Source organism: Luteimonas sp. RIT-PG2_3, assembly GCF_054902115.1.
The window spans coordinates 101,794-124,446 of record NZ_JBUBPF010000007.1 but is presented as its reverse complement, the minus strand read 5'-3'; the positions used below and the strand labels follow the sequence as shown (position 1 = coordinate 124,446).

Below are 22,653 nucleotides of genomic sequence, written 5' to 3'. Positions count from 1 at the left end.
GGAGAACGCCATGCCTGCTGTCCGCCCCTTCTTCGTGCGTGCGACGTCCCCGTGTGCGGTGCCCCATCGCCGGGTATCTGCCGGTCCGGCGTCTGCGCACGTGTTGCGCGCGGTGGCCTGCACGCCGCTGCTCGCACTCGCCCTGATGCTGCCGGCGCCGACGGTGTTCGCCCAGGCCACGGGCGGCACCGGCACCGATCCATGCAGCCAGAATGCAGGCACTCGCGACATCGCGTGCGGCAATGGCAGTGGGGCCAGTACTGACGGTTCTCCCGGTCCCTCCATATTGGGCTGGAGCAGCAGTCCAGGTGGTGCTGGCGGGACCGCCAATACCGCGATCGGCGAGAACAGCCAGGCCGGGCGTGGAGGCAACGGCAGTAACGGCACCGCCGGAGGCACCGGGGGGGTCGGTGGCGCTGGCGGTACGGGAAATCTCGCCATCGGCATCGGCAGCAGTTCCGGCGCAGGCGGTACTGCAGGCCAGGGGACCGCCGGCGGCACGGGAGGTGCCGGCGGTGCGGGCGGCGACAACAACATCGCACTGGGAAACGACGCCGTCGCAGGTCGCGGCGGCAACGGACAGGACCAATGCTGCGGATTTGCCGGAGCAGCGGGCAGTGCGGGGACCAGCGGCAATACCGCGCTCGGCAATGGCGCCAGCGCCACGGGCGGGAGCTCTGTCGCGCTGGGTGCCGGCAGCAGCGATGGCGGCGTCGCGAACGTGATCTCGGTCGGGTCGACGGGCTCGCAGCGTCGCATCATCAATGTCGCTGCTGGCAGCAATGCCACCGACGCGGCCAACGTCGGGCAGTTGGACGCAGCTGCCGCCAGCAGCGTGGCGGCGGCCAATGCCCATGCGGATGCCGGCGACGCGGCGACACTGACCGCCGCGAACGTGCATGCCGACAACGCATCGGCTGCTGCGCTGGCGTCCGCCAACAGCTACACCGATAGCGCGGCAGCCACGACGCTGGCATCCGCACACGGCTATACCGACACGGCGACGGCCGCTGCGCTGGTTTCTGCCAATGGCTACACCGATAACGCGGCAGCCACGACGTTGGCATCCGCACACGGCTATACCGACAACGCAGCAGCAGCCACTCTGGCCTCTGCCAACAGCTACACCGCCAGCACGGCGTCGGCGACCCTGGCATCCGCCAATCACCGTGCCGAGGCCGGCGATGCGCAGACGCTGGCCAGCGCGCAGGCGCATGCCGATGCTGGAGACGTGCGGACGCTGTCGGCCGCGAATGCCTACACCGACCAGCGCTTCACCGAACTGACCGGCCTGTCGGACAGTTTTGCCGCCTACAAGGGCGAGGTGGACGACCGCTTCAACGGCATGGATCGCCGCATCGACCGCATGGCCGCGATGAGTGGTGCCTATGCCGGCATGGCGATGAACACCGCAGGCCTGGCCGGCAAAAACCGGGTCGGCGTTGGTGTGGGCACACAGGGCGGCGAGCAGGCGCTGGCAGTGGGTTACCAGCGCGTCATCGGCAACCGTGCCAGCGTCTCGCTGGGTGCGGCATTCGGCGGTGGCGAGAAGGGCCTGTCGGCCGGTGCCGGCTTCAGCTGGTGACGGCAGCAGAGGCTGCGGCCAGCGTTGCCAGCGCCCCGCGACGGCATCGCGGTGGCGCGGCCCGGCTTGAAGCGCCTGTCAGGTCGCGTCTTCGCCGCGGCTGATCGCGACGACGCCGGTACGGCTCATCTCCACCAGGCCGAGCGGGATCATCAGTTCGACGAAGGCGTCGATCTTGGGCGGCGAGCCGGTGACTTCGAAGGTGTAGCTGGTATGCGTGATGTCGATGACATGCGCGCGGAACACGTTGGACAGGCGCAGCGCTTCGGCGCGCTTCTCGCCGCTGCCGGCCACCTTGACCAGGGCCAGTTCGCGCTCGACGCCGGGCTTGTCGACCGACAGGTCGACGACGCGGTGCACCGGGATCAGGCGGCCGAGCTGGGACTTGATCTGCTCGATGATCTGCGGCGTGCCCGAGGTCACCACGGTGATCCGCGAGGTGTGCTTCTGGTGGTCGGTCTCGCCGACCGTCAGCGACTCGATGTTGTAGCCGCGGCCGGAGAACAGGCCGACCACACGCGCAAGCGCGCCGGCTTCGTTGTCGACGAGGATCGACAGCGTTGCCCGCACCTGGCGCTGGGCATCGTCGACGAGGAAATAGGCGGAAGCAGGCTGCTGGCTCATGCGGATGTCTCTGCGGCGCCGCCGCGTGGGCGGCGCATGGATTGGAGGCGGTGTGGCGCGGTGTCGGTGCGGGTGCCGAGGCGGGTGTCGAGGCCGGAGCTCACGTCGATGCAGGCCTAGACCATCATGCGGCCGGCTTCGCTGACTTCGGCGTTGTCGGTCGCGTCGGGCAGGATCATCTCGTCGTGGGCGGCGCCTGACGGGATCATCGGCAGGCAGTTCTCGAGCTTGTCGACACGGCAGTCGACGATGACCGGGCCATCGTGGTCGATCATCTCGCGGATGGCGTCGTCCAGCGCGTCCGGCGACGACACCCGGATGCCCTTGGCGCCGTAGGCCTCGGCCAGCTTGACGAAGTCGGGCAGGGCCTCGGAATACGAATGCGCGTAACGGCTGCCGTGCAGCAACTGCTGCCACTGGCGGACCATGCCCATGTACTCGTTGTTGACGATGAAGATCTTGATCGGTAACCGGTACTGCACGGCAGTCGACAGTTCCTGCATCGTCATCTGCGCGCTGGCCTCGCCGGCGATGTCGATGACCAGGGCCTCGGGATGGGCAACCTGCACGCCGACCGCGGCGGGAATGCCGTAGCCCATGGTGCCGAGTCCGCCGGAGGTCATCCAGTGGTTGGGTGCATCGAAATGGAAATGCTGCGCTGCCCACATCTGGTGCTGGCCGACTTCGGTGGTGATGTAGACATTGCGGTCGCGGGTCAGCGCATGCAGGCGCTCGATCGCGTACTGCGGCTTGATCGTGGTCTCCGACCGCACGTAAGACAGCGAGCGGCGTGCGCGCCAGGTGTCGATCTGCGCCCACCATTCGAGGCGTGCGGTAGCGTCGATCTCGGCTGCGCGTGGCGCGACCGCGGCGAGCAGCGCCTCGATGACCTGCGCGCAATCACCGATGATCGGCACGTCGACGCGCACCACCTTGTTGATCGACGACGGGTCGATGTCGACGTGGATCTTGCGCGAGCCGGGCGAGAACGCATCCAGCCGGCCGGTGCAACGGTCGTCGAAGCGCGCGCCGAGGTTGATCATGACGTCACACTGGTTCATCGCCAGATTGGCCTCGTAGGTGCCGTGCATGCCGAGCATGCCCAGCCACTGGCGGTCGCTGGCCGGGAACGCGCCCAGTCCCATCAGCGTCGAGGTCACCGGGAAGCCGGTGACGGCGGCCAGTTCGCGCAGCAGCTGCGAGGCGCGCGGACCGGCGTTGATGATGCCGCCGCCGGTATAGAACACCGGGCGCTTGGCGGCCAGGATCAGTTCGACGGCCTGGGCAATGCGCTGCGGATCGCCTTCGGTGCGCGGCTGGTAGGTCGGATGCACAAGGCTGGCATCGGGACCGGTGTAGGTGCCGCGGCGGAACTGCACGTCCTTGGGGATGTCGACGACAACCGGGCCGGGACGTCCGCTGGTGGCGACGTGGAAGGCGTCGTGCAGCACGCGCGCCAGTTCGTCGACGTTGCGCACCAGGTAATTGTGCTTGGTGCAGGCGCGGGTGATGCCCACGGTGTCGCATTCCTGGAACGCGTCGGTGCCGATCAGGTGCGTCGGCACCTGTCCGGTGATGCAGACCAGCGGGATCGAATCCATCATCGCGTCGGCAAGGCCGGTGATCGCATTGGTCGCGCCGGGGCCGGAGGTCACCAGCAGCACGCCGACACCACCGGTGGAGCGGGCATAGCCTTCGGCCGCGTGGGCCGCGCCCTGCTCGTGCCTGACCAGGATGTGCTCGACCGCGTCCTGCTGGAAGATCGCATCGTAGATCGGCAGCACGGCACCGCCGGGATAACCGAACACGTGGCGGACGCCATGGTCCTTGAGTGCGCGCACGACGATTTCGGCGCCGGTGGGTTGCTGCTGGTCTGACATGTGTGGAGTCGCCATGTGGGGGAGTCTCCGCGCGCTGCGGCTGGCGCGGGGCGAAGGCGGCTGATGATATACCGAAGGCGCCGCATGCCCGATGCCCGGCTGCGCGCGATCGCGCCCGCCATCCCTGCGATCGGGTGAGAAGTGGAAGGTTGCAAACGCAACCGGATCGCTGTGGCCGTCAGGCGCGGCCCGGCGGGATGCGAGAGTGGCAGGCCTGCTTCAGCAGACCCGTTCCAGGGTCAGGCCCAACAGCAGACCCGTACCAACAGCAGATTTGACGCGACTCAGTTCGACGCAGCAGCCGCAGGCAGCAGTGGCGACAGTTGGGCCTCGAGTTCGCGACGCCGCCAGCCGGCCATCGCGCCGGGCCATTGGCTGCCTTCGAGCATCGCTTCCAGCCAGCGTCGCGATGCCAGCACGCCGTCGGGCAGGCCGAGGGCGGCACTGCGCTGCGCGACGGCCTGCTGCAGGCGCTTCAATGCCTGTTTGTCGACCTCCTCGCTGCGCGGCTCGGGCATCTCGGCTTCGTCCGGCAGGGCCGTGGTCAGCGCCTGCCACAGCAGTGCGGTCAGCTTGCGCGGCGATTTGGGGTGGGCGTCCAGACGGCGCTGCAGCTCGTCGACGTCGGCCGGCGGATCGCGGGCCAGCAGCGTGGCCAGCTCGTTGTCCAGGATCCAGCTGCGCGGACGGTCGTGGTCGCGCGCGTAGGTGTCGCGCCAGCGCAGCAGGCGCAGCAGGCGCACATGGCCCTCGCGATCGAGGAACTGCGCGGTGCGCATCGACATGTGCGGCCAGCGCTCGCGCTCGTCGCCCTTGTTGTTGGCGACCAGGCGCGCGCTGTCCTCCAGCAACCAGGCCTCGCGCGACAGCGTGGCCAGCTTCTCCGACAGTGCATCGTGCAGCGCGAACAGGTGCAGCACGTCGTAGGCGGCATATTGCAGTTGCGAGTCCGACAATGGCCGCCGCGTCCAGTCCGAGCGCGTCTCGCCCTTGTCCACCACCCGCCCCAGCGTGTCGGCGACCAGGCGCTGGTAGCCCATGCCGGCGCCGACACCCGTCAGCGCGGCGGCGATCTGGGTGTCGAACAGCGGTTCCGGGACCACGCCGCAGGCGTGCTTGAAGGCGACCAGGTCTTCGCTGGCGCTGTGCATGACCTTGATGATCGAGGGATCCGCCAGCAACGGGCGCAGCGCGGCACAGATGCCGGGCGCCAGCGTATCCACCAGCAGAATGTCGGGGGCCTGGCCGGGGCGTTCGATGGCGATCTGCACCAGCGCCAGTTGCGGCCAGTAGGTGCGTTCGCGGATGAACTCGGTATCCAGTCCCACGCGGGTATGGACGCCGGCAAGGCGGGCGGCAAGCTGATCCGGATCGGTGATCCAGTCGAAATCGGCGGTATCGGGCATGGGGTCGCAGCCTACTGGCGGGGCTGGGCACTGGCAATCCCGGCGTGATCGGCCTGCGCAGAAGCGGGGGCGTCGTCGAGTTTCCCTGCGGACGGCTCGAGCTTGACCCTGATGAGGGAAACCCGACGCTGACCGGGGTTTCAGGCGAGGTGACGCGGCGACGTCCGCGATGGCTTACCCTTGCCGGATGCAGGATCGAACTCCGGCTGCGTGCCGACGCTTGGACCAGGTATCGCCCGCGGGGCAGGCCGACGGGCCTGCCGCGGTGCGGCCGCGTCTGCCCGGTCGTGCGTGGCGGGAGACTGCCGGCCTGCTTTCGATGAGGTTGCCGTCGATGCGCCCGCCGTCGATGCAACTGCTGTCGAGAGGCCTGCCGTGGTCGAGCCTGCTTTTACTGGGCGTGCTTCTGTTGGGCGTGGCGTGTTCGCGCGCGCCGGATGCCGGCGATGCCGCTGCGCAGGGCAGCGAGGCCTCGCCCGGAGATGGCAACGTCACCATCAGCGGCGACGACAGCCTCGCCGGCAGCCTGACCTGGAACGCGCCACAGGTGCTCATCGCCGCCGATGCCGCGCCCGACGCGCTTGAACGCGCCGATGCGGCGCTGCAGGACGGACGCCTCGACGACGATGCCGATGCGGCGATCCCGCTGTACCTCGCGCTGCGCGGCCATCCCGCGCAGGCCAAAGCCGCCGAGGCCGGACTGCAGCGGGCACTGCGCCAGGTCATCGCGGCCGGCAATGCCGCGCTGGAAGATGCCGAGGACGATGTCGCGTCGCTGCGGCTGGCGCGTCGCCATGCTGCGGTGGCGCGCACGCTACGGCCCGAGGCCGCCGAGGTCGAGGACCTGCTGCAGCGGGTCGATCACGCCGAGCGACTGTGGGACCTCAACCGCGAGGGCGAGCGCGAACTGCTGGCCGGCCGGCTGGGCGAGAACGGTGGCGGCGCGCTGGCGCGCTTCAAGGATGCGCTGGTGCTGCAACCGCGGCAGGCACGCGCCGCGCAGGGCGTGGCCGCGGTCGAGAGCGCGATGATCCGTCGCGCCGAGATCGCCGCCGATCGCCAGGAGTTCGTCGATGCCAAGCGCTGGCTCGACCATGCGGCGGCCTTGCGTCCCGACAGCAGCACCGTGCCGGACGCGCGCGACCGTATCGAACGCCAGCGGACCACGCGGATCTCGCGGCTGCGCGACCAGGGCGTCGCGGTACTGGGCGAGTACAACGGCATCAACACGGCGCGCAAGCACCTCGCCGAACTGCTGCGGATCGCCCGTCCCGGCGACCTCGCGGCCGCCGACCTGCGCGAGCGCATCAATCTTGCCGTGCATTACGGCCTGTTCGGCCCTGGCCAGGTGTTCACCGAGGCGATGAAGCTCGGCGGTCGCGGGCCGCAGATGGTCGTACTGCCGCATGGCGGTTTCCGGATGGGGTCGGCGGCGGGCGAGGCCGGTGCCGACCAGAACGAACAACCGCAGCATCCGATCCGTTTCGACCGTGGCCTGGCGATGGCGATCCACGAGATCAGCGTCGGCGAGTTCCGGCGTTTTATCGAGGCCACTGGCCACCAGACGCGCGCGGTGCGGCGCGGCTATTCGATGGCCTACGACGAGCGCAGCGGCAACTTCATCCGCCGCAGCAAGGTCGACTGGCAGTCCGACTATCGCGGCGCGCGTGCCGGCGAGGACATGCCGGTGCTGCATGTCAGCGCCAAGGATGCCGCCGCCTACGCCGACTGGCTCAGCGCGCAGACCGGCGCGGTCTATCGCCTGCCCAGCGAGGCGGAATTTGAATACGCGTTGCGCGCCGGTACCACCACCCGTTACCCGTGGCCGGGCGACGTGCCGCCGTTGGGGGCGGGCAATTTCACCGGCGCGCTGGATCGCTCCCCGGGCGGGCGCAACTGGACCAATGCCTTTGCCGGCCATGGCGACGGCTACTGGGGGCCGTCACCGGTGGGTCGCTTCGATCCCAATCCCTGGGGTGTGCACGACCTGGCCGGCAATGTCAGCGAGTGGGTCGCCGATTGCTGGCATGATAATTACCGGCGCGCGCCCAAGGACGGCTCCGCATGGCTCAACCCGGGTTGCCGCAACCAGGTGATCCGCGGCGGTTCCTGGGCCAGTTCTCCCGCGCAGACCCGGTCGGCGTGGCGTGCGCTGGCTCCGGTCGATACCACCAACGCCAGGATCGGTTTCAGGGTCGTGCGGGTGCTTTGACGCGCACGGAACGAGTGGCCGGCGATGATCGCCGGGGTGCGGGGCAACGGAGGGGACACAGCATGCGTCAGGATCCATTCGGCGGGCGGCGGCAGCAGGGGCAGCGTCGCGGCGGCTTCAACATGCGTTTCGTGATCCTGCTGCTGTTCGCCGGATACGGGGCGTATTACTACTTCGCCAACCAGACCGTCGACCCGGTGACCGGCGAGAAGGTACTGATCGATCGCAGCCTGACCGTCGAGGACGAGAAGGCGCTGGGCCTGCAGGCCTACGAGGAGATCCTGTCGCAGGAGCGGCCGATCGATCCCAACTCCGACATCGCCCGGCAGGTGCGCGCGATCGCCGAGCGGCTGATCGCCAAGGTCGATGTGGTCGAGGCCGAGCTCGCGCGCGAGCATGGCCTGCAGGCCTCGGGGTTCTCGCGCAGCTTCGACTGGGACGTCAACGTCATCCAGTCCGACCAGGCCAATGCGTTCTGCCTGCCCGGCGGCAAGATGGCCGTCTATACCGGCCTGGTGCCGGTGGCGCAGAACCAGGACGCGATGGCGGTGGTCATGGGACATGAGATCGCGCATGCGCTGCTGCGCCACGGCGCCCAGCGCATGGCCCAGCAGAAGTTGACCCAGGTCGGCCAGATGGCGGGTGCGATGAGCGGCATGGACCCGCAGCAGCAACAGATGGTCATGGCTGCGATGGGCTATGGCTACCTGCTGCCATATGCGCGCAAGCACGAGACCGAGGCCGACGTGGTCGGGCTGATGCTGGCCGCCGCCGCCTGTTTCAATCCCGAGGAATCGGTGCCGCTGTGGGAACGCATGAGCGCTGCCAGCGGCGGCCAGGCGCCGCCAGAGTTCTCGTCGACGCATCCCAATCCCGGTACCCGTATCCAGAACCTGCAGTCGCTGATGCCCAAGGCGCTGGAGTACCGCAAGAAGTTCTGCGAGCAGGCCAGCGGTACCTAGGAGGGGGCATGCCCGCGCCTGTGACGGAGCGGGCATGACCGCCGGGATCTGCTTCAGGTCTGCCCACGTCAGGCCTGTACACCTCAGGGACTGCTCACCTCAGATCTTGAAGTCGTCGAACGCCACCTGGGTGTCGGGGATGCCGGCTTCGCGGAGGCTGCGACGGGTCGCGGCGAGCATGGCCGGTGGCCCGCAGACATAGAAGCGGGTGCCACTCCTTTCCCCGGGCCGGTCCAGCATCGCGGCCTTGAAGGCGTCGTGGACCCAGCCGTGCAGATGCGCGGAATGCGCCTGCTCCGACAGCACCAGCGTCCAGCTGAAGTGCGCGTGCTGTCGTGCCAGCGCCTGCAGCTCGTCGAGATAGGGCGTGTCCTCCAGACTGCGCGCGCCGTACCAGTAGCGCACCGGTGTGCGGTCGCCGGATGCCAACTGGGCGTGGATCATCGCGCGCAGCGGCCCCATGCCGGCGCCACCACCGATGAACACGTGTTCGCTGGCATCGGCCGCCAGCGCGAAGTCGCCGAACGGGCCGCTGTACGCAATCTCGTCGCCGGCGCGCAGCATGTACACATGGCTGGAGCCGCGACCTGGCGGCATCGGGCGCTTGCCGTCGGTGCCGGGAATGAAGCGCACCAGCAGCGTCAGGCAGCCGTCGGCCTGCGTGGTCGGCAGTGACAGCGAATAGGAACGGCGCACCGGCTCCTTGCTGCTGATATGCGTCGGCATCGGCAGGGCGTCCCAGGCCTGCGATCCGCCTTCGGGGCGCTGCAGCTCATTGCTGGCGCGGTGATAGGCGGGGATCTGCAGTTGCAGGTAGGCGCCGGGGCGGAAGTCGACCTCGTCGCCGGCCTGTGGTCGCAGCACGATCTCGCGCAGGAACGGCGACACCGCGCGTGTCGACACCACGCTGGCCTTGCGCACCTGCCATAGCTGCGCGCCACCTTCGGCTTCGACCGACATGTCCGTGGTGACCGGCAGGTTGCAGGCCAGGCGATAGCCCTGGCGCAGTTGCACGTCGGACAACTGCGCGCGATCGGATGCAGTGGCTGCTGGCGGCTTGCCGCGCACGCGCACCGCGCACAGCCCACAGCTCTGGCCGCCGCCGCAGTTGGACGGCAGTTGCACGTCGTGCTGCCCAAGGCTGCGGAAGACGTCATCGCCGGCGGCGGTGGGGAAGTTGCCGAGCAGGGTTCCGCTGCGGTCGTACAGCGTCAGCGCGTGGCGCTTGCGCCAGCGAGCCGGGATGAACTCGCTGCCGTGGAAACTGGCGAACAGCAGCCAGACCCCGGTCAATGCCATCCACAGGCCGCCGGCCGCCATCATGATCACCAGCGGATTGTTGAAATCCTTGCGTCCGGTGTAATCCATGATGTGCAGCATCCAGGCGATGTCGAATACCCGCCACAGCGTGTTGCGACGTTCGAGCACGCGTCCGTCCTGGGCCGAGACGTAGCGCGTGGTGCCTTCGCCGTCATCGAAATCCACCGCCCACATCGCGCCGGCATGCGCGCGCGCCTCGAGGTTGGCCTGCGACAGCCAGCGTGGTGCCAGCGGATGCCCTGGTCCGGTGTAGTCGGCCGCGGCGATCGCGGTGGCCAGTTCCGAGGTGATCGCGAAGGTTTCGCCGCTGCGCGCATCGAGCAGCCAGCGGTCGGCGCCGTTGAGCAGGCGATAGACCGGCTGGTCGAGGATCCACAGCGTGTCGAGTTCGGAGACTTCGTCGCCGCTGCGTGCCAGCAGTTGCGCCGGCGGCAACGCATCCGCGGGCCAGGCCTGCGCGGCCGGTGCCGGTGCGCGATGACGCTGCCCGCGCACGGTGTCCTGGTCGAACAGTCCCATCAGCAGGCCGCTGCCGATCCAGATCGCGAACTGCAATCCGATCAGCAGGCCCACCCATTTGTGCAGTTTCCGCAGCCAGGGCGTCATTGCGGATTCCTCCGTCCGAAGCTGTAGAACAGCAGCCAGATGCCGCTGAGCGCGAACAGCAGGGCGATCGAGGCCGCGACCCGGAACAGGGTGTTGTTGACGTCGCTGCGGGTCTCGTAATCCATGATGTGCAACATCCACATCAGGTCGAACCAGCGCCACAGTTCATGCCTGCGCGCCAGCAGCTCGCCGCTGTTGGGCGAGAAGTACAGCGAGGTGCCGCCACGGTCGGCGAAGTCCACGCGGTATAGCGGGACCGGTCGCGTGGCGACCTCGCGCGGGGCCTTGTCGAGCAGCGCGATCGAGGTGATCGCGGCGTCGCCCTGGTAGGCCGCCTGCGCCAGGGCGCGGATCTGCTCGGTCTGCAGCGGGCCGACGCGTTCGCCGGTCTGCGCATCGACCAGCGCGATGCCATCGGCCGAACGCAGTTCGTAGACCTCGCGGTCGAGCAGGCGCTTGAGCCGATAACTCTGCAGGCCCGGTTGCAGGCGTGCCGGGTCCAGCCGCGCGACATCGGCCGGCAGCGGATTGGCGTGGACATGGGCGAGGTGGTCGCCGTGGATGATGTCGATCGAGATCACGGTCATGTACAGGCCGCTGACCATCCACAGCAGTGCTTGCAGGCCGATCACCAGCCCGATCCATTTGTGGGCACGGCGTGCCCAGAACGCAGGTTTCATGCGAGTTTCCCCGACAGCGCGAAACGACGGAACGGGCGCCGGCGACCTGGGGCCGCCGGCGCCGCGTCATGGGCCTTTACCAGCGGTAGGTCAGCTTGGCGTTCCAGCGCCGGCCGAGCAGGTCGTAGGTCATGGTGTCGGTATTGGCGTCGGTGTAGCTCTGGATGAAGGGCGCCTGCTTGTCCCACAGGTTGTCGACGCCCAGGGCCAGGTCCATCGCGCTGCTGACGGCGTACTTCAGCTGCACGTTGTGGTACGTCAGGCTGCCCGCGTGGTCGCCGATCGCGCCGCGCGGCGCATTGATGTCGTCGGTGCCGCCGATGTACTGCAGGCTGTAGGAACCCGACCACGGGCCCTGCGCCAGCACCAGCGAACTGAACGACCGCCACTTGGCGTAGCTGCCGCGACCGCCGGTGATCTTGCCGGCGTACTCGATGACGCTGGCGCCCTGGTAGGGCGTCAGGTCGTAACGGTCGAGGTAGGAGACATCGACGCTGAGCGTGGCATTGAGGTTGGCCACGGTGAACTCGTACAGCGCGCCCAGGTCGATGCCCGAGATCCGCTCGCTGGCGGCGTTGACCGGCTGCGAGGACAGGAAGTCGATTTCGCCGGTGATCGGGTTGCGGGTGAAGTTGCTGTCGCTGCAGAACGGATGGCTCAGGCCCGGCGTGTTGTAGCAGTACGCCAGCTTGGTCGAGCCGGCGACGCTCTGGATCGCGTTGTCGATGCGGATGTCGAAGTAGTCGGCCGTCATCGTCAGGCCGGGCGCGAAGCCGGGCGTCCACACCGCGCCGATGGTGAAGGTCTTGGCGTCCTCGGGCTTGAGGTCGATGTTGCCGCCGGTCCGCGTCAGCACGGTGTTGCCGAGCTGCGTGTAGCCGACCGGCAGGCCGTCGGCCTGGCAGTTCTGGTAGATCGGCGACGTCGTCGGCTGGTTGCTCCAGCCGCTGCAGGGATCGGTCGTGGTCAGGTTGCCTTCGGTGATACCGCCGAACAGTTCCGGGATGTTGGGGATGCGGAACGCGGTCGAGTAGATCGCGCGCATCTTGAAGGCCTCGGAGGCCTGCCAGTCGAGGCCGATCTTGTAGTTGGTGTCACCGCCGAACAGGTCGTAGTCGGAATAGCGCACCGCGGCGTTGAAGGTCAGCGCGTCGGCGAACGGCTTGTCCGCCAGCAACGGCACCGAGACCTCGGCGAACATTTCGCGCACGTCGTACTCGCCGCGCACGCGCTGGGCGCGGTTGCTGTTGGCGATGCCCCACTGGGTCAGCATGTCGGGGTCGCGCCAACCGCGGTCGTTGCGGATCTCGATGCCGGTGGCGAAGCCGACCCAGCCGGCCGGCATTTCGAACAGCTGGCCGTCGAGGTTGGCGCTGAAGCTGCGCTGTTCGTTGCCGCCGGTATCGCGGGTGGTGAACATGATGTAGTCGATGACCTGCTGGCTCAGGTCGCCATAGCCCAGGTAGTCGCCGCACGGGATCGCCGCGCCGGGCGCGTTGCTGCAGACCGCGGTGTTGAGGGTCTGGTCGACGCGATCGAGGTTGGCGACGTTGCTGGAACCGTCGACGCCGGTACTGCGGCCCCAGTTGATCGCGGTGCTCCAGTTCCAGGTATCGCCCAGGCCGCCCTGCAGGCCGAGCACGGCGCGATAGGTGTCGACGTCCTGGTAGAAGTGGCGCGGACCGGCTTCCTCGAGGCGACGGCGGACCAGGGTCAGCGCCTGTCCGGTCGGATTGGTCGGATGGTTGGCGGCGATGCGCACCGGCCGGTACTGGCCGATCGATCCCGGCGACGCGAGCTGGTTGGAGCGCCGGTTGGTCATCAGCAGTTCGGTGAACAGGTCGACGTTGTCGGTCAGCTTGAGGTCGCCGAACGCACTGAAGCTGACGCGCTTGATCGGGTTGACCGCGTTGAGCGTCGAATAGCTGTGATAGTTGTGCTTGCTGGCGTAGGGCTCGAAGAAGTCGCCGTCGCCGTTGGGATCCTGGTTGAAGTTGACCATCGAACCATCGGCCAGCAGCGCGCGGCCGCCGATCGTCGCCGAGCTGCCGACGCATTCGAGCTGGCCGTTGACTTCGCCGAGCCCGCAGGGCTGGCGGCTGGCCATGTTGACGGCCTTGCCTTCGGAATAGCTCAGCGACGCCATCAGCGAGCCGCGGTCGTTGTGGGTGCCCCAGGTCAGGTCGAACGCCTGGTCGGCACCATCGTTCTCGAACGTCTGGCCATAGCGCAGGCCGAGTTCGACGCCTTCGAAGTTCTTCTTGGTGATGATGTTGACGACACCGGCGACGGCATCGGCGCCGTAGATCGCCGACGCACCGTCCTTCAGCACTTCGATGCGCTCGATCACCGACACCGGGATCACGTTGAGGTCGACCGAGCTGTTGGCGCCGGTGCCGCCGTTGACGATGCGGCGACCGTTGAGCAGCACCAGGGTGCGGTTGATGCCGATGCCGCGCAGATTGACCTGGGCGGTGCCGTAGCCGTTGCCGGTCCAGTAGGCATTGGTCTGGTTGCCGGCAAAGCCGGCCGACGCCGGCAGGCGCTGCAGCAGGGTATCGATCGAAGTGGCGCCGGAGCGCGCGATCATTTCGGCGTCGACGACGCTGACCGGGCCGACGCCGCTGAGACGGGCGCCCTTGATGTGCGAGCCGGTCACGGTGACGGCGTCGAGATTGGTGGGATTGGAGGCGGTGGGGGACTGCGCCAGCGCGCTGCTGGCGACGAGCAGGCTGCTGATGGCCGCGGCGAGGCGGCAGAGGGGCATCGACATGGGTGGGACTCCGGGAGCTGGATGATCTGGCACGGGAAGACCGGGGCAGGGCGCACGCACGCGACTGCCTGGCGGGGGATTCGAGGTCAGCGTCAGCCGATCGGAGGTCGGAAGATGTTTCCGGTCTGGTAGGGCAGGTCGGGCAGGTCTGGATCCGCCGGGGCGGCCGTGGTCATCAGGTGATGCGCGGCGAACGGGACGCCGTGGCTGGATGCGATGGTCGGCACCACGCAGTTGCAGCTGCAGCCGGCGGCAGGCGACGGGCACCAGCAATCTTCAAAGCCGCCCTGGTGATGATCGCGGCCATCGTCTGCAGTTGCCGCATCGGCAACGTCGGCAAGGGCCTTGCCGGCGCTGGCGGGCGCGCCTTCCTGCATGCGCGGGTCGCGTGGGTCGGCGCGGTTGTCGGTCAGGTCTGCCTGGCGGCAATGATCGCCCGCATGTGTGGTCGTGGACGCCGCGCAATCGACGCTGCCGTCGCGGGCGCGGTTGATCGTGTGCGCGTGGTCGGGCGCCAGTGCCATCAGCGTGGACGCCCACAGCCCGGTGCTGCCGTTGAGGCACAGCAACAGGCACAGCAGGATCCGGGAGGGCAGGGACTTCAACCGCATGTCGGGCGTCGAGGCAGCGTGATGTTGATTTGTATATACCAATAGATACAGCTGATCCCTGCTGCTGTCAATTCGGATCGCGCGGGGCGTCCGTTGGCCTCGCCGGCATCGCCTGCGGGTGACCCGTCAGGCGCGCGTCCGGGGCCGGTCGCCGTGATCAGCGACCGCGTTTGTCGTCGCCGGGCTTCTGGCCGACGCTGCCGGTCAGGTTCTTCTGGAATTCTTTCCACATGTCCATGTTGCGTTCGGTCAGCTGGTTCATCATCGCCCACGGCGTCTGACCGAGCAGGCCGCCCATCTGCTGGCGGAACTGCTGCTGCTGGTCCAGGAAGACCTGCATCGAACGCTCCAGGTAGCTGCCCATGAAGCCCTGCATCGAATCGCCGTAGAAGCGGATGATCTGGCTCAGCAGCTGGGTCGACAGCATCGGCTCGCCGTCGCCCTCATGCTCGGTGATGATCTGCAGCAGGACCGACCGGGTCAGGTCCTCGCCGGACTTGGCATCGCGGACCTCGAAGTCCTCGCCGTCGACGATCAGCTGGCGGACATCCTCGATGGTGATGTAGCTGGAAATCTCGGTGTCGTAGAGACGGCGATTGGGGTACTTCTTGATGATCCGGTTTGCCATGGAGCAAAGGCTCTGATCGATGATGCCCCGCAGCATGGCGCAGCCGACTAGCCGTTGCAACCATGCTGGAAGGCATCCCCCGCACGCCGATCCAGCGCCGCCGATGCGCCTGTCGGTGCTGTCCGGCCGCCTGGCTGCGGCGGTCTTTCAGGCTGAATGCGCGCGTCGATGCGCACGCCCTGCAAGGTGTTTCGCGCCAGCGATGCGCGTGCGCGAAGACTGGCGCGTGGATGCGGTGAGGTATCCCGCCGCATCCAACGCTGACCGGTCCGGGCTCACCACCCCATGTGGTGGCCGCCGTTGATGTCGAGATTGGAGCCGGTGATCCACGAGGCTTCCTCGGCGACCAGGAAGTTCACCGCGTAGGCGATCTCCTCGGGCTTGCCCAGGCGTCCGGTCGGGATGTCGGCGGCGATCTTGGCTCGCACTTCCTCGGGCACCGCCATGACCATGTCGGTGGCCACGTAACCGGGCGACACGGTATTGACGGTGACGCCGAGCTTGGCGTTCTCGCGCGCCAGCGAAATCGTGAAGCCGTGCATGCCGGCTTTCGCCGCCGCGTAATTGGCCTGGCCATACTGGCCCTTCAGGCCATTGATCGAGCTGATCTGGATGATCCGGCCCCACTTGCGGTCGCGCATGCCTTCGATAACGGGGCGGGTGACGTTGAACACCGAGTTGAGATTGGTGTTGATGACGTCGTGCCACTGCCCGGCGGCCATCTTGTGGAAGGTACCGTCGCGGGTGATGCCGGCGTTGTTGATCAGGATCTCGATCGGGCCGAGCTGTGCCTCGACGTCGCGCACCATCGCCTCGGCTTCCTCGGGCGTGGAGATGTCGCCCTTGGCCAGCGCGAACTCGTAGCCTTCGGCCTTCTGCTGGGCCTGCCACGCGCGTGCCTTGTCCTCGTTGCGGTAGTTGGTCGCGACCTTGTGCCCGGCATCGGCCAGTCGCCTGCAGATGGCGGTGCCGATGCCGCCGGTTCCACCGGTGACCAGGGCCACTCGTGCTGTCATGTCTTGCTCCTTGATGCCGTCGAAACGCGGCGTTGGTCCCAGTCTAGACGCGCTGCTTGACAGCGACGTTGTGCATTGCGGCGAATACCTCTACCGGTCCCTTCGGCACCCTGTCAAGCGCGAAGCCCGACACCGCCTGCGCGAGCAGTGCGTCGCGGTCGCGGGCGTCGTCGAGCAGCACGCCGGGTTGGCCCAGCAGTGCCCAGGCCGAACGCAGGGCGGGCATCGGTGCATCGTCGTCGATCGCTTGTGCGGCCAGCGACTTGGACAGCTTGTGGCCGGCGTCATCGACGACCTGCGGCAGGTGCAGGTAGCGCGGCGTCGGCAGGCCAAGCCGACGCTGCAGCAGGATCTGCCGCGCGGTGGAATCGAGCAGGTCGGCGCCGCGCACGACATCGGTGATGCCCTGCGCGGCATCGTCGACGACCACCGCCAGCTGGTAGGCCCAGTAGCCATCGGCGCGACGCAGCACGACATCGCCGACCTCGCGGGCGACATCCTGGTGCTGCGGTCCCTGCAGGCCATCGTCGAAGTCGACGACCTCACCGGCGGCGACCCGCAACCGGATCGCCGGGTCGGCACGCCGGGCGCCGGAACGGCAGCGCAGGTGGATGCCATGGCTGGCGGCCAGGTCGCTGCGGCTGCAATGGCAGACGAAGGCGTCGCCCCGGTCGAGCAGCCCCTGCAGGGACGCCTGGTATGCGTCGCCTCGTGTGCTCTGGCGCAGGACCGGTCCATCCGCGTGCAGGCCGAGCGCCGCCAGCGTGTGCAGTTGCGCCTCGGCGGCGCCGGCGACTTCGCGCGGCGGGTCGACATCCTCGATCCGCACCCGCCACTCGCCACCGGCCTGGCGCGCGAGCAGCCAGCTGCCGAAGGCGGCGACCAGCGAGCCCAGGTGCAATGCGCCGGTGGGCGAGGGGGCGAAGCGACCGCGGTAGGTCATGCAGCAGGCGATCCTTGGGACGAGGGCGGGACCTGGAGGGCGATCGGCCAGCGTGTCGACCGCAACGGGCGGGAACCCCGGGCAAATTAAAGCGGGGACAACTTTAAACCAGGGCAGCGTTGAACCCGGGCAAGGTCAAACCCAGCCAACGTTCAACCCGGGCTGACCGGAGATCGGCGCGCGCGGCGTCGGCGCTTGAATTTGACCACAGCCAACCCTATCGCGTTAGGAGCCAAGGCATCGCCTGATGTCAGACCCGAGGATCGTGTTCCATGTTCAAGCGCATCACCCTGTTCCTGATGACCAACCTGGCGGTGCTGGCGCTGGTCAGCATCGTCATGGCCGTGTTCGGCGTCAACGCGTCGTCGCAGGCCGGCTTGCTGATCTTCGCGGCGCTGTTCGGTTTCGGCGGCTCGTTCGTCTCGCTGATGCTGTCGAAGTGGACGGCCAAGCGTTTCAGTGGCGCCCAGGTCATCACCGAGCCGCGTAACGACGCCGAACGCTGGCTGGTGCAGACCGTCAGGCGCCAGGCCGAGCAGGCCGGCATCGGCATGCCCGAGGTCGCGGTCTACGACGCGCCCGAGATCAACGCCTTCGCGACCGGCGCCAACCGCAACAACGCGCTGGTCGCGGTGTCGACCGGCCTGCTGAGGGCGATGACCCGTGACGAGGCCGAGGCGGTGCTGGCGCACGAAGTCGCCCATGTCGCCAATGGCGACATGGTGACGATGGCCCTGTTGCAGGGCGTGCTGAACACCTTCGTCATCGTGCTGGCGCGGGTCGTCGGCCGGGTCGTCGACAACGCGCTCAGTGGCGGTCGCGACAACGGCGGCGGGCTGGGCTACATGGCCACGGTCTTCGTGCTCGACATGGTGTTCGGCCTGTTCGCGTCGATGATCGCGATGTGGTTCTCGCGTTACCGCGAGTTCCGCGCCGATGCCGGCGGCGCGTCGCTGGCCGGCCGCGACAAGATGATTGCGGCGCTCGAGAAGCTGTCGCTGACCTATGGCCAGAACACCCTGCCCAAGCAGGTCGCGGCCTTCGGCATCAGCGGTGCGGTCGGCCACCTGCTGACCAGCCATCCGCCGCTGGAAGCGCGCATCGCCGCGCTGCGGAATGCGCCGCAGGATTCGGCGGGCCGCGTCCGCCTCTGAGGTCGAGCAATCAATGACGAATGCGGGAGAGCGGAAGTTCGCGCTCCCGCCGCGCATGTGGAGCCAGGGCGCGCGCGGCATAAGCCGCGACTGGTGAGTGACTGAAGCGTTTGCGCGCAATCGATACCGCTATTCGAAGCGCTCGAAGCCTTCGACCGCGCCTTCGACCGCACCCCAATAGACGTCGGGCTCGTGGGCGTGGATCTGCTTGTACTTGCCGCTGTAGAAGATCAACGGCTTGGCTTCGGCGCCCTGCCACAGGTATTCGACCTGGGCGATGAACAGGCTGTGGTCGCCGGCGGGGTGGATGTCGACCACGCGCGCGACGACGTGCGCCAGGCTGCCGTCGATCAGCGGGGTGTCGCGCTGGTGCGTGTACTCGACCGCCATGCCTTCGACCGGGCGGCCGGCGAAATGCGCGCTGAGCTGCTCCTGCCCCTCGGACAGGAAGCTGACGCCATAGCGGTCGCCCTGCCGGACGCAGGTGGTGAAGCTCGAACCCTTGGCCAGCGACACCAGCACCAGGGGCGGGTCCAGCGAGATCGACAGGAACGAGTTGACGGTGATGCCGGCCGGGTGGCCGTCCCTGACAAAGCTCAGGATCGCCACGCCGGTCGCGAACCGCCCCATGACATTGCGGAATTCCCGCGGGTCCACGGTGGGCGCGTCGTTGCTGTCTGGCATCCGGTGTTGTGTCCAAGGCAGGGGCCGGGCGGGATGCCGGCCGGCGTCATGGTACGCGCGTCGCCGTCACCGGCAAGCGCCCGGGCGGGCAAGCGTGTCCCAGGGGCATGTCCGTGGGATCTTCGTGACGTCCGCCGTGCCGGTGGCGGACCATGTCTTCCGACACGGCCGGCTGCCCGCCAGGTCGGGCTGTTTTGGCCGCCCGGACGACCGGGCCGGGGGAGGGTTCGAGGCGTTTCTTTGGGCTGGCCCGCTGTCGCCGTCAGCGTCCGCCAGACCGCTCGCGGGAGTGTCCCTCGGACTGGCCACCAGACCGGCGGGGGCGAGCGCTTGGCGGCGGCCCGCGCGAGTTTCTCCGGCCTTGGCCTGTTGCTGTAGCATCCGCCGTTGTAGCTCACGCCTCGTCCTTTGTTGAGACAGCATGACCCTTCGTTCAGGCGTGAGAAAATCCCCACTGGTAGTCCGGACGCAGGCGATTGCGACGGAGGTTGCGGCGCGGCATGCCGTCGACGTGGATGCCAAGGCGCGGTTCCCGCGCGAGTCGCTTGCGGCCCTCCAGGCTGAAGGCCTGCTGTCTGCCGCGGTGCCCAAGGCCTTCGGGGGTGCCGGTGCCGGCATGCTCGAACTGGGCGCGCAATGCGCGGCGCTCGCGCACGGCTGCGGCTCGTCGGCGATGGTGCTGGCGATGCACCATATCCAGGTGGCCTGCATCGCCCGCCACGGCGCCGGTTCGGCTTACTTCCAGCAGTTCATGCGCGACAACCTGGTCGCGCGCCAGCAACTGGTGGCCTCGATCACGTCCGAGAACGGCACGTTCGGCGATACCCGGACCAGCATCTGCGCCGTCGAGGTCGACGGCGACCGCATGTCGCTGGCCAAGGACGCCACCACGATGTCCTATGGCGAGCATGCCGACGCGCAACTGGTGACCTGCCGGCGCGAGGCCAAGGCCGCGCCCAGCGACCAGGTGCTGGTGCTGTTCGAGAAGGGCGACTACCGCTTTGCCGACGTTGGCGTCTGGGACACGATGGGCATGCGCGGAACCTGCAGCCCGGGTGCCAAGTTCACCGGCCAGGGCGGTGCGGACCAGATCGTGCCCGGTGCGTTCGCCGATGCCTCGGCGCTGACGATGGTGCCGTACTCGCACATCCTGTGGTCGGCGCTGTGGTGGGGGATCGCCGCCGATGCGGTCGACCGCGCCGCGCGCTTCGTCCGTGCCGGCGCACGCAAGCAGCCGGGCACGGTGCCGCCCAATGCCAGCCGCCTGGCGCGCGTGCACGTCGAGCTGCAGTCGATGCGCAACAACTGGGAAAGCTGCGCGGCCGAGTTCGATGAACTGGTCGCCGAGGGCGAGGACAGTGCGCGCGACACGCTGACCTCGATCGGCTGGGCGCTGCGGATGAACCAACTCAAGATCAGCAGTTCGGAGATGGCGCCGCGCATCGTCCACGAGGCGCTGCAGATCATCGGCATCCTTGCGTACAAGAACGATACCCCGTTCAGTGTCGGTCGCCACTACCGCGACGTGCTGTCGGGTGCGCTGATGATTTCCAACGATCGCATCGCCAGCAAGAGCGCGTCGATGCTGCTTGTCTTCAAGGACGACTGATCATGCCCGCGACCGAATACGATCCACTCAGGTTTCACGAGGGGCTGGTGCAGCATGGCCTGATCATTCCGTCAGGCGTGCAGGGCGTGTTTGCCCGCAACCATGTGTTCGAGGACATCGTGTCCTCGTTCGACGCGGCCGTCGCGCGCATCGCCGGGCCCGACGAGGCGACCTCGCTGACGTTCCCGCCGACGGTGCCGCGCGCGCTGATCGAAAAGACCAACTACATGGACAGCTTCCCGCAGCTGGCCGGTGCGGTGTACAGCTTCTTCGGCAAGGAACTCGCGGCGCGCCAGCTCTGCGACTGCATCCATGCCGGCGAGGAGTGGGGCAGCCACCTGGGGATGACCGACGTCATGCTGACGCCGGCGGTCTGCTATCCGGTGTACCCGACCTTCACCGGGACGCTGCCGCCCGATGGCCGCCTGGTGACGTCGCTGGGCTGGGTGTTCCGGCACGAGCCGTCGCCGGAACCGACCCGCCTGCAGGCGTTCCGCATGCGCGAGTACATCCGCGCCGGCAGCCCGGAGCAGGTCGTGGAATGGCGAAACGCCTGGCTTGCGCGCGGCATGGCGCTGCTGACGTCGCTGCAGTTGCCGGTGCAGTCGGACATCGCCGCCGATCCGTTCTTCGGCAAGGGCGGCAAGCTGCTTGCGGTCAGCCAGAAGGAGCAGCAGCTGAAGTTCGAGGTGCTGGTGCCGGTGATCTCCGAGGACAAGCCGACCGCGATCTGCTCGTTCAACTGGCACCAGGACAAGTTCGCCGAACTGTTCGACATCCGCACCGCGGATGGCGAGGTCGCCAATACCGCGTGCCTGGGCTTCGGCCTGGAGCGCGTCGCGATGGCCTTGCTGCAGACCCATGGCTTCGATCCCGCGGCGTGGCCGGCACCGGTCCGCCAGATCCTCTGGCCGGACTGATGCGCGTCCGCGCGCTCGACCTCGACGCCGCCCGTTACCCCCGGCATGCCCTGCATGCCGAGGAGATGGCGTGGACGGAAAAGAACTGCTACTTCGATGTCTGGATCGAAGTGCTCAACGCGCTGGGCTGCGAGCCGACCGCGGTGATTCCCGGTCTTGTGGCGATCGATTTCCTTGGCGACCAGTGGACCTTCTTCAAGCCCTCGCATGACGAGCTGCGCAGCCTGTACGGCGTCGACGTGCAGGAGTTGACCTGCTGGCGGCCGTTGCTGGAGCACGCGATCGAGCACCTCGGCGCGGGCCGGCTGATCGCGACCGAGGCCGATGCCTGGTGGTTGCCCGATGTCGCCGGCACCGACTACCGGCGCCAGCACGTCAAGACCACGATCGTGCTGGCCGATGTCGACGTCGAGCAGCGCCGTCTGGGCTATTTCCACAACGCCGGTTACTTCAGCCTGGAAGGTGAGGATTTCGATCGTACGTTCCGGATCGGCCAGGAAGGCGATCCTGAGCACCTGCCGCTGTACGCCGAACTGCTGCGCATCGATCGCGTGCGTCGTCGTCCGGCCGCGGAACTGTGTGAGATGTCGCGGCAGTTGCTGGGCACGCACCTGGCCTTGCGTCCGCGCGACAACCCGATCGACCGGTTCGCCGAACGCTTCGCGCTGGAGCTGCCGCGCCTGCAGGAACGCGGCTTGCCGCATTACCACGCCTGGGCGTTCGCGACGCTGCGCCAGCTGGGCGCGGCGTCGGAACTGCTGGCCTGCCACCTGCGCTGGCTGGTCGCCGATGACGGTGCGCAGACAGGCCAGGACACCGGCGCGTCTGCGGCAAGCGAGTTGCAAAGAGAGCAGGCGCTGCGGGCCGCGGATGCGTTCGACAGCGTATCGGCCGGCACCAAGGCGTTCATCCTCAAGGCCGCCAGGGCGGTCAACAGCCGCCGCGCCTTCGACTTCGCGCCCTCGTTCGAGGCCTGGTCGGCGGCATGGCAGGACGGGCACGCGGCGCTGTCGTCGTGGCATTCCTGAGCCCGACCGGCA

18 protein-coding genes are annotated in these 22,653 nt (G+C 68.1%); 7 read left to right on the top strand and 11 right to left on the bottom strand.

The features are described from left to right. The first annotated feature begins 10 nt into the window (after window positions 1-10). Entirely contained in the window at window positions 11-1,585 is a 1,575-nt protein-coding gene (locus tag ACYX7E_RS12745; RefSeq protein WP_462080960.1) for a YadA-like family protein, read from the top strand. A 78-nt stretch (window positions 1,586-1,663) separates the two neighbouring features. On the opposite strand, the gene ilvN is transcribed toward ACYX7E_RS12745, so the two are convergent. The 3 genes from ilvN to rnd form a co-directional block, all read right to left on the bottom strand. Continuing rightward, complete coding sequence (gene ilvN / locus ACYX7E_RS12740) at window positions 1,664-2,209, bottom strand: acetolactate synthase small subunit (RefSeq protein ID WP_462080959.1); 546 nt, start codon at window positions 2,207-2,209, stop codon at window positions 1,664-1,666. Between the two features lie 116 nt (window positions 2,210-2,325). After that, window positions 2,326-4,104, bottom strand: a complete 1,779-nt coding sequence (locus ACYX7E_RS12735) for an acetolactate synthase 3 large subunit (RefSeq protein ID WP_462080958.1) — start codon at window positions 4,102-4,104, stop codon at window positions 2,326-2,328. 269 nt (window positions 4,105-4,373) lie between these two features. Then, complete coding sequence (gene rnd, locus ACYX7E_RS12730) at window positions 4,374-5,495, bottom strand: ribonuclease D (protein WP_462080957.1); 1,122 nt, start codon at window positions 5,493-5,495, stop codon at window positions 4,374-4,376. Window positions 5,496-5,829: 334 nt separating this feature from the next. Here rnd and ACYX7E_RS12725 point away from each other — a divergent pair, with 334 nt between their 5' ends. Further along, window positions 5,830-7,707, top strand: a complete 1,878-nt coding sequence (locus ACYX7E_RS12725; RefSeq protein WP_462080956.1) for a formylglycine-generating enzyme family protein — start codon at window positions 5,830-5,832, stop codon at window positions 7,705-7,707. 62 nt (window positions 7,708-7,769) lie between these two features. Beyond that, entirely contained in the window at window positions 7,770-8,669 is a 900-nt protein-coding gene (locus ACYX7E_RS12720; protein ID WP_462080955.1) for a M48 family metallopeptidase, read from the top strand. Between the two features lie 99 nt (window positions 8,670-8,768). Here ACYX7E_RS12720 and ACYX7E_RS12715 read toward each other — a convergent pair whose 3' ends face one another. From ACYX7E_RS12715 to gluQRS, 7 genes are all read right to left on the bottom strand, one after another. Further along, window positions 8,769-10,595 carry a PepSY domain-containing protein gene (locus ACYX7E_RS12715; RefSeq protein WP_462080954.1) on the bottom strand — a complete coding sequence of 609 codons (1,827 nt, stop codon included), beginning with the start codon at window positions 10,593-10,595 and terminating at the stop codon, window positions 8,769-8,771. Beyond that, window positions 10,592-11,275, bottom strand: coding sequence for a PepSY domain-containing protein (locus ACYX7E_RS12710; RefSeq protein ID WP_462080953.1), 684 nt, complete (start codon window positions 11,273-11,275; stop codon window positions 10,592-10,594). The genes ACYX7E_RS12715 and ACYX7E_RS12710 overlap by 4 nt, the downstream gene beginning before the upstream one ends. Before the next feature lie 76 nt (window positions 11,276-11,351). Next, complete coding sequence (locus ACYX7E_RS12705) at window positions 11,352-14,048, bottom strand: TonB-dependent receptor plug domain-containing protein (protein WP_462080952.1); 2,697 nt, start codon at window positions 14,046-14,048, stop codon at window positions 11,352-11,354. A 92-nt stretch (window positions 14,049-14,140) separates the two neighbouring features. Further along, complete coding sequence (locus tag ACYX7E_RS12700) at window positions 14,141-14,659, bottom strand: CopL family metal-binding regulatory protein (RefSeq protein ID WP_462080951.1); 519 nt, start codon at window positions 14,657-14,659, stop codon at window positions 14,141-14,143. Between the two features lie 157 nt (window positions 14,660-14,816). Next, complete coding sequence (gene phaR / locus ACYX7E_RS12695; protein ID WP_462080950.1) at window positions 14,817-15,323, bottom strand: polyhydroxyalkanoate synthesis repressor PhaR; 507 nt, start codon at window positions 15,321-15,323, stop codon at window positions 14,817-14,819. Between the two features lie 239 nt (window positions 15,324-15,562). Next, the gene (phbB, locus tag ACYX7E_RS12690; protein WP_462080949.1) at window positions 15,563-16,303 is read right to left on the bottom strand and encodes an acetoacetyl-CoA reductase; all 741 of its coding nucleotides are present in this window, start codon (window positions 16,301-16,303) and stop codon (window positions 15,563-15,565) included. 43 nt (window positions 16,304-16,346) lie between these two features. Then, window positions 16,347-17,246 carry a tRNA glutamyl-Q(34) synthetase GluQRS gene (gene gluQRS, locus ACYX7E_RS12685; RefSeq protein ID WP_462080948.1) on the bottom strand — a complete coding sequence of 300 codons (900 nt, stop codon included), beginning with the start codon at window positions 17,244-17,246 and terminating at the stop codon, window positions 16,347-16,349. 272 nt (window positions 17,247-17,518) lie between these two features. Here gluQRS and htpX point away from each other — a divergent pair, with 272 nt between their 5' ends. Then, window positions 17,519-18,400, top strand: a complete 882-nt coding sequence (htpX, locus tag ACYX7E_RS12680; protein WP_462080947.1) for a protease HtpX — start codon at window positions 17,519-17,521, stop codon at window positions 18,398-18,400. 129 nt (window positions 18,401-18,529) lie between these two features. On the opposite strand, the gene ACYX7E_RS12675 is transcribed toward htpX, so the two are convergent. Continuing rightward, window positions 18,530-19,084: a flavin reductase family protein gene (locus ACYX7E_RS12675; RefSeq protein WP_462080946.1), complete on the bottom strand. Its 555-nt coding sequence runs from the start codon at window positions 19,082-19,084 to the stop codon at window positions 18,530-18,532. A 421-nt stretch (window positions 19,085-19,505) separates the two neighbouring features. Between ACYX7E_RS12675 and ACYX7E_RS12670 the strand changes: the two genes are divergently transcribed. The 3 genes from ACYX7E_RS12670 to ACYX7E_RS12660 are packed head-to-tail and all read left to right on the top strand — an operon-like array spanning window position 19,506 to window position 22,641. Continuing rightward, window positions 19,506-20,693 (top strand): acyl-CoA dehydrogenase family protein, encoded by a 1,188-nt coding sequence (locus ACYX7E_RS12670; protein WP_462080945.1) that lies wholly within the window; start codon window positions 19,506-19,508, stop codon window positions 20,691-20,693. Between the two features lie 2 nt (window positions 20,694-20,695). Beyond that, window positions 20,696-21,613 (top strand): amino acid--[acyl-carrier-protein] ligase, encoded by a 918-nt coding sequence (locus ACYX7E_RS12665; protein WP_462080944.1) that lies wholly within the window; start codon window positions 20,696-20,698, stop codon window positions 21,611-21,613. Beyond that, on the top strand, window positions 21,574-22,641 hold the full coding sequence (locus tag ACYX7E_RS12660) for a DUF1839 family protein (protein ID WP_462080943.1): 1,068 nt from the start codon (window positions 21,574-21,576) through the stop codon (window positions 22,639-22,641). The genes ACYX7E_RS12665 and ACYX7E_RS12660 overlap by 40 nt, the downstream gene beginning before the upstream one ends. Window positions 22,642-22,653: the final 12 nt, after the last annotated feature.

Bases quoted from the DNA above. Each gene is read 5' to 3' on its own strand.
- ACYX7E_RS12735 (WP_462080958.1), bottom strand. From the start codon at position 4,104: ATGGCGACTCCACACATGTCAGACCAGCAGCAACCCACCGGCGCCGAA.
- ACYX7E_RS12675 (WP_462080946.1), bottom strand. From the start codon at position 19,084: ATGCCAGACAGCAACGACGCGCCCACCGTGGACCCGCGGGAATTCCGC.
- ACYX7E_RS12705 (WP_462080952.1), bottom strand. From the start codon at position 14,048: ATGTCGATGCCCCTCTGCCGCCTCGCCGCGGCCATCAGCAGCCTGCTC.
- phaR (WP_462080950.1), bottom strand. From the start codon at position 15,323: ATGCTGCGGGGCATCATCGATCAGAGCCTTTGCTCCATGGCAAACCGG.
- ACYX7E_RS12725 (WP_462080956.1), top strand. From the start codon at position 5,830: ATGCGCCCGCCGTCGATGCAACTGCTGTCGAGAGGCCTGCCGTGGTCG.
- ilvN (WP_462080959.1), bottom strand. From the start codon at position 2,209: ATGAGCCAGCAGCCTGCTTCCGCCTATTTCCTCGTCGACGATGCCCAG.
- ACYX7E_RS12710 (WP_462080953.1), bottom strand. From the start codon at position 11,275: ATGAAACCTGCGTTCTGGGCACGCCGTGCCCACAAATGGATCGGGCTG.
- gluQRS (WP_462080948.1), bottom strand. From the start codon at position 17,246: ATGACCTACCGCGGTCGCTTCGCCCCCTCGCCCACCGGCGCATTGCAC.
- ACYX7E_RS12715 (WP_462080954.1), bottom strand. From the start codon at position 10,595: ATGACGCCCTGGCTGCGGAAACTGCACAAATGGGTGGGCCTGCTGATC.
- htpX (WP_462080947.1), top strand. From the start codon at position 17,519: ATGTTCAAGCGCATCACCCTGTTCCTGATGACCAACCTGGCGGTGCTG.
- ACYX7E_RS12720 (WP_462080955.1), top strand. From the start codon at position 7,770: ATGCGTCAGGATCCATTCGGCGGGCGGCGGCAGCAGGGGCAGCGTCGC.
- phbB (WP_462080949.1), bottom strand. From the start codon at position 16,303: ATGACAGCACGAGTGGCCCTGGTCACCGGTGGAACCGGCGGCATCGGC.
- rnd (WP_462080957.1), bottom strand. From the start codon at position 5,495: ATGCCCGATACCGCCGATTTCGACTGGATCACCGATCCGGATCAGCTT.
- ACYX7E_RS12745 (WP_462080960.1), top strand. From the start codon at position 11: ATGCCTGCTGTCCGCCCCTTCTTCGTGCGTGCGACGTCCCCGTGTGCG.
- ACYX7E_RS12665 (WP_462080944.1), top strand. From the start codon at position 20,696: ATGCCCGCGACCGAATACGATCCACTCAGGTTTCACGAGGGGCTGGTG.
- ACYX7E_RS12670 (WP_462080945.1), top strand. From the start codon at position 19,506: ATGACCCTTCGTTCAGGCGTGAGAAAATCCCCACTGGTAGTCCGGACG.
- ACYX7E_RS12700 (WP_462080951.1), bottom strand. From the start codon at position 14,659: ATGCGGTTGAAGTCCCTGCCCTCCCGGATCCTGCTGTGCCTGTTGCTG.